6 protein-coding genes and 2 pseudogenes are annotated in these 5,758 nt (G+C 53.2%); all 8 read left to right on the top strand.

The genetic code is table 11. The annotated features are described in order from the left end of the window. Positions 1 to 128: 128 nt before the first annotated feature. Positions 129 to 908, top strand: a pseudogene (locus FYJ45_RS28655) (ParA family protein); the annotation flags it as partial. Further along, positions 865 to 1,791, top strand: a complete 927-nt coding sequence (locus FYJ45_RS28650; protein ID WP_154468356.1) for a ParB/RepB/Spo0J family partition protein — start codon at positions 865 to 867, stop codon at positions 1,789 to 1,791. The pseudogene FYJ45_RS28655 and the gene FYJ45_RS28650, both read left to right, overlap by 44 nt. Positions 1,792 to 1,803: 12 nt before the next feature. After that, positions 1,804 to 2,079, top strand: coding sequence for a DUF5720 family protein (locus tag FYJ45_RS28645; RefSeq protein WP_154468355.1), 276 nt, complete (start codon positions 1,804 to 1,806; stop codon positions 2,077 to 2,079). 27 nt (positions 2,080 to 2,106) lie between these two features. Next, positions 2,107 to 2,298: a hypothetical protein gene (locus FYJ45_RS28640; protein WP_456298391.1), complete on the top strand. Its 192-nt coding sequence runs from the start codon at positions 2,107 to 2,109 to the stop codon at positions 2,296 to 2,298. 69 nt (positions 2,299 to 2,367) lie between these two features. Continuing rightward, positions 2,368 to 3,246 (top strand): DUF6017 domain-containing protein, encoded by an 879-nt coding sequence (locus tag FYJ45_RS28635; RefSeq protein WP_154468353.1) that lies wholly within the window; start codon positions 2,368 to 2,370, stop codon positions 3,244 to 3,246. A 48-nt stretch (positions 3,247 to 3,294) separates the two neighbouring features. Next, the gene (locus FYJ45_RS28630) at positions 3,295 to 4,032 is read left to right on the top strand and encodes a BRO family protein (protein WP_154468352.1); all 738 of its coding nucleotides are present in this window, start codon (positions 3,295 to 3,297) and stop codon (positions 4,030 to 4,032) included. A gap of 88 nt (positions 4,033 to 4,120) precedes the next feature. Continuing rightward, positions 4,121 to 4,621, top strand: a complete 501-nt coding sequence (locus tag FYJ45_RS28625; RefSeq protein ID WP_154468351.1) for a PcfB family protein — start codon at positions 4,121 to 4,123, stop codon at positions 4,619 to 4,621. Beyond that, positions 4,618 to 5,664, top strand: a pseudogene (locus tag FYJ45_RS28620) (type IV secretory system conjugative DNA transfer family protein); the annotation flags it as partial. The gene FYJ45_RS28625 and the pseudogene FYJ45_RS28620, both read left to right, overlap by 4 nt. Between the last annotated feature and the right edge of the window lie 94 nt (positions 5,665 to 5,758).

The following is a 5,758-nucleotide window of genomic DNA, read 5'->3' as shown; positions in this document are numbered from 1 at the left end:
CACTTAAATCGTGATGGATTATGAAAAGTAAATCAACCAAAGAATCCTTTATTTATAAGGTTTTCTATCGCCTACTTTGCATAATGTGTAGCTTTTCATAACCAACGTTATGCGAAGCTTCGCATAAAGTCGGCAAAACAACCACCTGCGCCAACTTGGGGATTGGACTGACGCAGGCCGGAAAGAAAGTGCTGCTGATTGACGGAGACCCGCAAGGGAGCCTAACGATCAGCCTGGGCAATCCCCAGCCGGACAAGTTACCCTTTACCCTGTCCGACGCGATGGGCCGTATCCTGATGGACGAACCACTCAAGCCCGGTGAGGGCATCCTGCACCACCCGGAAGGCGTTGATCTGATGCCTGCTGACATCCAGCTCTCCGGCATGGAGGTCTCATTGGTGAACGCCATGAGCCGCGAGACCATTCTGCGGCAGTATCTGGACACGCTCAAGGGACAGTATTCCCATATCCTGATTGACTGCCAGCCCTCCCTGGGTATGCTCACGGTCAATGCCCTGGCCGCCGCCAACAGGGTTATCATCCCTGTCCAGGCGGAGTATCTGCCCGCCAAGGGCCTGGAACAGCTGCTCCAGACCGTAAACAAGGTGAAGCGACAGATCAACCCCAAGCTCCAAATCGACGGCATATTGCTGACGATGGTGGACAACCGCACCAACTTTGCCAAGGAGATCGCCGCCCTGCTGCGGGAGACCTATGGCAGTAAAATCAAGGTGTTTGGCACCGAGATTCCCCATTCTGTCCGGGCCAAGGAGATCAGCGCCGAGGGCAAGAGCATTTTTGCCCACGACCCCAATGGCAAGGTGGCCGAGGGGTACAAAAATCTGACCCAGGAGGTGATAAAACTTGAAAAGCAGCGCGAAAAAAGTAGAGCTGGCTCCATACGATGACTTGTTTTCCACCGAAGAAAGCCGCCAGGATGCAAAGCTGGAAAAAATTCAGGAAATTCCCTTGTCCGAACTGCATCCCTTTAGGAACCACCCATTCAAAGTCAAGGATGACGAAGCCATGATGGAGACCGCCGACAGCGTTCGGCAGTATGGTGTTCTGGTTCCGGCGATTGCCCGCCCGGACCCGAAGGGCGGCTATGAGCTGGTGGCTGGTCACAGGCGGCACCGGGCCAGTGAGCTGGCCGAGAAAGAAACCATGCCGGTCATTGTCCGAGACCTGGACGATGATGCCGCCACCATCATCATGGTGGACAGCAACTTGCAACGGGAAAGCCTGCTCCCCAGCGAGAGAGCATTTGCCTACAAGATGAAGCTGGAGGCTGTCAAGCATCAAGGAGCCAGAACTGATTTAACTTCCCGACGAGTTGTCGGGAAGTTAGAAATGGCGGATGTTGTAGGAGAAAAAGCTGGTGACAGCGGACGGCAGGTACAACGCTATATCCGCCTGACAGAGCTGATACCCGAACTGCTGGATATGGTGGATGAGAAGAAAATCGCCCTCAATCCGGCTTATGAGCTGTCCTTTCTCAAAAAAGAGGAACAGGCACAGCTTTTGGACGCGATGGACAGCGAACAGGCTACCCCCTCTCTCTCCCAGGCCCAGCGGCTCAAGAAATTCAGCCAGGAGGGGCATTTATCCATTGATGTGATGCGGGCGATCATGGGCGAGGAAAAGAAAAGCGATCTGGACAAGGTGACATTCACCTCGGACACCCTGCGGAAGTATTTTCCCAAGAGCTACACGCCCCAGCGGATGCAGGAAACCATTATCAAGCTGCTGGAGGCGTGGCAGAAAAAGCGTCAGAGAGACCAGGAACGATGAAAGGAGCCGCCTATGAGGGATATTTCAGCCCGTGAGCTGAAAGGACACAACATTCTTGCCGTGGAGCGTTTTCAGGATAACACCCGCTGGATGATTGAGTTTGCTGTCCTGCGTTCCTGTGCCTACGGCAGTCCCGGTGATGAAATGCGGCTGTTTCTTACGGAGGACGGCTATCAGGCCGCCCTCCTGAGCCAGCAGCGCCGGGAAATCAAAATCAAGTGGTATGCCCGTGTGATCGAGGGACACATCCTCGATTTTAAGCCGGACAAGCGCCGCCGCCACTCATAAACAAGTGATTACTGCGAAAGGAAAGGAATGAATATGTGTACTGTAAAGGAAATCCGGGAAGCAATCCGGGAGGATTACCATTCCCAGCATGATATGGAATCCGGCGAGAGTGACCGTGTTTTGCAAACTCTGCCATTCTCTCAGGGAAATGACCTGCTGGACAAACCGCCCATCCCCAAGCGCCCCTACCGGCGCAGAAAAAGTGAACAAAACAGCTGACTGCCACAATTCTTTTTACAGGATTGTGGCTTTTTTCATACCCTGAGAAATTTGGAAGGAGTGAGGTCGATGGCCGTTTTTCGCATTGAACGGACCCGTGATTATACCGTGATGAGCAATCATCATTTACGCAACGGGAAGCTGTCCCTCAAGGCCAAGGGGCTGCTTTCCATGATGCTGTCCTTGCCGGAGGACTGGAACTACACCACCAGAGGGCTTGCCGCCATCTGCAAAGAGGGCGTGGACGCTATCGGCGGCGCGCTGCGGGAGCTGGAAACTGCCGGGTACATTGTACGCCACCAGTTGCGGGACCGGCAGGGCCGGATCAGCGACACCGAGTATGTCATCTATGAGCAGCCACAGCCGAAGAACCCGGATACGCCCCAGCCGGATATGGCTTCACCATATACGGAAAACCCGGATATGGAGAAACCGGATACGGAAAAGCCCGCAGAATTAAATATAGAGAAATCAAATACTCAAAAATCAATTACTTATGGATCAAGTACCGATTCCATTCCCTTCCGGGAGCCAGCGGCGGCAAGACCGCCGGAACGGAAAGGAAGGGATGCGATGTCTGTTACAGAGATGGAAGAATATCGGGATTTGATTTTAGAGAACATCGAGTATGACTATCTGTGCAGGGAGTTTACCACCTATCGGGAAGATTTGGACGAGATTGTGGAGCTGATGGTAGAAACGGTCTGCGCCAGACGCAAAACCACTCGGATTGCAGGCAGCGACTTCCCCCATGAAATCGTGCGGTCCCGTTTTTTGAAGCTGGACAGCGAGCATATCCGGTTTGTCATGGACTGCTTGCAGAAAAACACCACCGAGGTCCGCAACATGAAGCAATACCTGCTGACGGTGCTGTTTAATGCTCCCACCACCATCAGCAACCACTACACCTCTCTGGTCAACCACGATATGAACACAGGCGGCTGGTAAGGCCGTCTTTTTCATCCCACAACAACGAATTTTACAGGAGGTTACGCTATGAACCAGATGGAAATTTTCAATAATCAAGAGTTCGGCAGCATCCGCACTTTGGAGCAGGACGGTAAGGTGCTTTTTTGCGGAAAGGATATTGCGAAAGCACTTGGATACCAACGCACGGCTGATGCCATCACAGCCCACTGCAAAGGGGTCTGCGTTTTACCGACCCCTTCTAATGGCGGGATTCAACGAATGAAATTTATTTCCGAGGGAGATGTGTATCGCCTTATCACACACAGCAAGCTGCCCTCTGCGGAACGGTTTGAACGCTGGGTGTTTGATGAGGTGCTGCCCTCTATCCGAAAGCACGGGGCATACATCACCAGGGAAAAGCTGTGGGAGGTTGCCACTTCCCCGGAAGCGCTTTTGAGGCTCTGCTCCGACCTGCTGGCGGAACGGGAAGAAAATGCGGCGCTGCGGGAGGAAAACGCCATGCTGGAGGGCAAGGCAGCCTTTTACGACCTGTTCATCGACCTCAAGCACAGCACCAATCTCCGCACCACCGCCAAGGAACTGGTTGTGCCGGAACGCCGGTTTGTCCGGTTCCTGCTGGAACAGCGGTTTGTCTATCGCACAGCATCCGGGAATGTGCTGCCGTATGCCAAATCTGCCAACGACGGCCTGTTCTGCGTCAAGGACTACTGCAACCATGGGCATACCGGCTCCTATACGCTGGTAACGCCCCAGGGCAAGCTCTTTTTTGCCCAGCTGCGGGACAGCATCCTGCTGATGATATGATGACCCGTTATCTTCTGCGGCAGCTGGTGGTCCCGCCTTAGTTTGAGATACCACACCTGCAAAATCCGTGGAAAGGAGGCGTTATCCCATGCAGGAAGAAGTGGAAAACAGAACTTTAACGCTGGTAGTCAGCGGAACAAAGTTTACCGGGCGGCTGCTGAAAGCCGCCATCACCAAGTACCTTGCCCACCGCAAGGAAAAAAAGCTGCAAAAGCAGAAAAGCCGGGATACCCCCGTGATTCCCCACGGCAAGCAGTCAGTGAAGCAGCTGATTGGTCAGAACCAGGGCGTTTCCAACATTGAGATCACAGACCCCTCCATCAAGGAGTTTGAGAAGATTGCCCGGAAATACGGTGTGGATTATGCGGTGAAGAAAGACCGCAGAAGCTCTCCGCCCAAGTACCTGATCTTTTTCAAAGGCCGTGACGCCGATGCGCTGACCGCTGCTTTCACCGAGTACACCGGCAAAAAGGTCAAAAAGGCAGAGAAAACAGAGCGCCCGTCCGTGCTGGCAAAGCTGAGCCAGTTCAAAGAACTGGTCAAAAATGCCGTGGTGGACCGCACTAAGCGAAAGGAGCTGGAACGATGAAAAAACAGCTTGACATCAAAAAGCTCTTTTTGCTGAACCTGCCGTATATCCTGATGGGGCTGTTTGCTACCAACTTCGGAGAAGTATGGCGGCTGGCCGTGGGTGCGGACGCTTCGGCAAAAATGCTCTCGTTCTTCTCTACACTGCCGGTGGCGCTGCAAAGTTTCTGGCCCAGCCTGCATCCGCTGGACTTGCTGGTGGGAATCTGCTGCTGCGGCGCGCTTCGGCTGGCGGTGTACCTGAAAAGCAAAAACGCCAAGAAGTACCGACATGGCATGGAGTACGGCTCCGCCCGCTGGGGAACCCATGAGGACATCGCGCCCTACATCGACCCGGTGTTCCAGAACAATGTGATTCTGACAAAAACCGAGAGCCTGACCATGAACAGCCGTCCCAAGGACCCCAAGACCGCCAGAAACAAAAATGTTCTGGTGATCGGCGGCTCCGGTTCCGGTAAGACCCGGTTCTGGCTGAAACCAAACCTGATGCAGATGCACAGCTCCTATGTGGTCACAGACCCCAAAGGCACCATTCTGGTGGAATGCGGCAAGATGCTCCAGCGCGGCACACCCAAGCTGGGCAAGGACGGCAAGCCCATGAAAGATAAGCGCGGTAAGGTCATTTATGAGCCGTACCGGATTAAGGTCCTCAATACCATCAACTTCAAAAAGTCCATGCACTACAATCCTTTTGCCTATCTGCACAGCGAAAAGGACATTTTGAAGCTGGTTACGACCTTAATAGCGAATACAAAGGGAGAGGGCAAAGCCGGGGACGATTTTTGGGTCAAGGCGGAAACGCTTTTGTACTGCGCCCTCATCGGGTATATCCACTATGAAGCTCCGGTGGAGGAGCAGAACTTCTCCACCCTCATTGAGTTCATCAACGCTATGGAAGTCCGTGAGGATGACGAGGAGTTCAAAAACCCCGTGGACCTGATGTTTGACGCGCTGGAGGCAGAGAAGCCAAACCACTTTGCGGTGCGCCAGTATAAGAAATATAAGCTGGCCGCCGGTGTTGTATGCTCTAAAAGACTTCTTAATCAAGTGGTTGGGAAGTCTCTTAGAACACATAACCTAAAGTCGTAGAAAGGAGCGCAAGCAATGAGAAGAAACGAGAAAATTACTGTTCTTTACG

The organism is Eisenbergiella porci (assembly GCF_009696275.1).
Taxonomy (GTDB): domain Bacteria; phylum Bacillota; class Clostridia; order Lachnospirales; family Lachnospiraceae; genus Eisenbergiella; species Eisenbergiella porci.
Note: the sequence above shows the minus strand (reverse complement) of the source record. Positions and strands in the feature narration are given on the sequence as shown.